This window comes from Moorena sp. SIO4E2 (genome assembly GCF_010671945.1).
GTDB classification, from domain to species: domain Bacteria; phylum Cyanobacteriota; class Cyanobacteriia; order Cyanobacteriales; family Coleofasciculaceae; genus Moorena; species Moorena producens.
The window spans coordinates 1-1903 of record NZ_JAAHIE010001026.1 but is presented as its reverse complement, the minus strand read 5'-3'; the positions used below and the strand labels follow the sequence as shown (position 1 = coordinate 1903).

The following is a 1903-nucleotide window of genomic DNA, read 5'->3' as shown; positions in this document are numbered from 1 at the left end:
AACGTTCGAGAAACTGCTGCTTGGCAGAGGTAAACATATCGAGGCTGTGGGTGATGGCATCTGACTCAATGTATTCGAGGAGACGCTTTTTGAGCTTGGGGTTATTATGTCCGTAGTTGAGGGCACCAGCACCTGCCAAGAAATCTATATAAGTACGCCCACTCTCATCTATCAAGGTATCTCCCACTGCCTTGGTAAAAACTGTTGGAAACAATCGACAGTAGCTTCGGACTTCTGACTCAATCTTGCTGAAAATGTTCATATGCTAAACCTGCCTATTGTTAGTATTTTCAAGTAGGTGAGACAATTGTGTGTGGTGTACCAAACGCGAAGCGATTCCATTTTCTTCACTTTACTTTACGAACACCGGAACCTAGAAAACTATATACTATTTAGGGTGATTATAGCAATCCTAAGTCATTTGTGAAAACCAAAATTATCCTTAAAAATCTTATAAGGCACAACAACTGGTATCCCCTGAACAAAGAGCCAGTTGAACAATTAAAATAGGATTGCTATAGTCTAAATTTTTTTGTTCAGTATCAGAAACCAACAAAAGCGTGGAATTAACTGGGATTAACTATGCAAAAAAGTAAATTTACTGAAGCTCAGACCGAGGCATTGTTTGATGATCGCGAACGAGACCAACGTTTCCGCAGTTTCTGGGATCCAGAAGGCAGTCTCCACTGGGGTTATTTCGAAAACTTAGCCAAGGCTCGGCCTGAGGACTTTGTGCCAGCCTGCAAGCGCTGGGATGAATATATGCTGGAACAGAGCGGTATTACTGCCGACTCCCGGGTACTAGAAGTTGCTTGTGGAAATGGCAACGCTGCCGTTTGGCTGGCTCAGCAAACGGGATGTGAGGTAGTAGGAATCGATATTAGTAGCAGTTATATCGAGAATGCTCGAGCTAAGGCTAGTAATTTCCCCTCTTTGCGGGTGAGCTTCCAAAAGGAATCAGCCCTTAACCTACCTTTTCCAGATGGCTCCTTTACCCATGCCTGGAGTCAAGGCGCTCTTTACCACATCCACGAGCTTGATAAAGCTCTGGCGGAGGTTCACCGTGTCCTAGGGGTAGGAGGAATCTTCCTGTTTGATGACTTGGTAACACCAATTGAGGAAGTTAGTGAGGCAGCCCGCAAGCACGTTTACAACCGACTGCTGTTTGAGCCGACATTTAGCCCCGAAGTCTATGCAGAAAAACTCACTGAGATCGGATTTAACGTTTTGCAGGTAAAGGACTTGAGCGCACACCTGAACAAGAGTTACGAACTGGTGTCTGAGCTGGCTCGGGAGGGCTATCCAGATTTGAGCGCTGCCTTTAAGAAAACCCAGGAGGCAATTGCCGCTGGTGAGTTAGGCTGGTGCTTTTGTCTGTGTGAAAAGGTTAGCGATCACTAATCCGTAACAAGTTAAGACAGCTACGCCATATATTGAGTGTATATTGAGTGTATATTAAGTGTAGCTTGAGTGGATGCGATTGACCTTGGCCTTTTGGCCACGCTACGCGAATGGTCACGCTTTGCGATGCTCGGTACGAGCCGCTACGCGATCGCATCCAGAGACTGGGCTATACACCCAATCACTCCTCAGCAGTTTTGGTTAAAAACAATACATCTTACCCCTAACCAGGGCAAGGGGCTACAATAACAAGTGTTGAGATTTGTGTATCCCTGACCGGCATAGGGAAAGCTTATGGCTGCTGCTGTATTAATCCAGAACCTCCAAAAACGCTATGGAGATGTCCACGCCGTCAAAGACATCTCCTTACAAGTTGAACCGGGTCAAATTTTTGGCTTACTCGGTCCTAATGGTGCCGGTAAAACCACCACCATTCGTTGCCTATGCACTCTCACGGCACCGGACGCTGGAAAAATTGAGGTATCTGGCATTTCAGTACTAC

4 protein-coding genes are annotated in these 1903 nt (G+C 46.0%); 3 read left to right on the top strand and 1 reads right to left on the bottom strand.

Annotation, left to right across the window (positions count from 1 at the left end; genetic code table 11):
• A partial coding sequence (locus F6K37_RS40205) for an aminotransferase class III-fold pyridoxal phosphate-dependent enzyme (protein WP_287256875.1) occupies positions 1-262 on the bottom strand: 262 nt, incomplete at its 3' end.
• A gap of 320 nt (positions 263-582) precedes the next feature.
• Here F6K37_RS40205 and F6K37_RS40200 point away from each other — a divergent pair.
• The 3 genes from F6K37_RS40200 to F6K37_RS40190 all read left to right on the top strand — a co-directional run.
• The gene (locus F6K37_RS40200; RefSeq protein WP_287256873.1) at positions 583-1401 is read left to right on the top strand and encodes a class I SAM-dependent methyltransferase; all 819 of its coding nucleotides are present in this window, start codon (positions 583-585) and stop codon (positions 1399-1401) included.
• A 73-nt stretch (positions 1402-1474) separates the two neighbouring features.
• Complete coding sequence (locus F6K37_RS40195) at positions 1475-1606, top strand: hypothetical protein (RefSeq protein WP_287256871.1); 132 nt, start codon at positions 1475-1477, stop codon at positions 1604-1606.
• A gap of 89 nt (positions 1607-1695) precedes the next feature.
• A partial coding sequence (locus F6K37_RS40190; protein ID WP_287256869.1) for an ATP-binding cassette domain-containing protein occupies positions 1696-1903 on the top strand: 208 nt, incomplete at its 3' end.

What these genes read in the sequence shown, in the direction of transcription:
- F6K37_RS40195 (WP_287256871.1), top strand. Translation starts at nt 1,475, where the DNA reads ATGCGATTGACCTTGGCCTTTTGGCCACGCTACGCGAATGGTCACGCT.
- F6K37_RS40200 (WP_287256873.1), top strand. Translation starts at nt 583, where the DNA reads ATGCAAAAAAGTAAATTTACTGAAGCTCAGACCGAGGCATTGTTTGAT.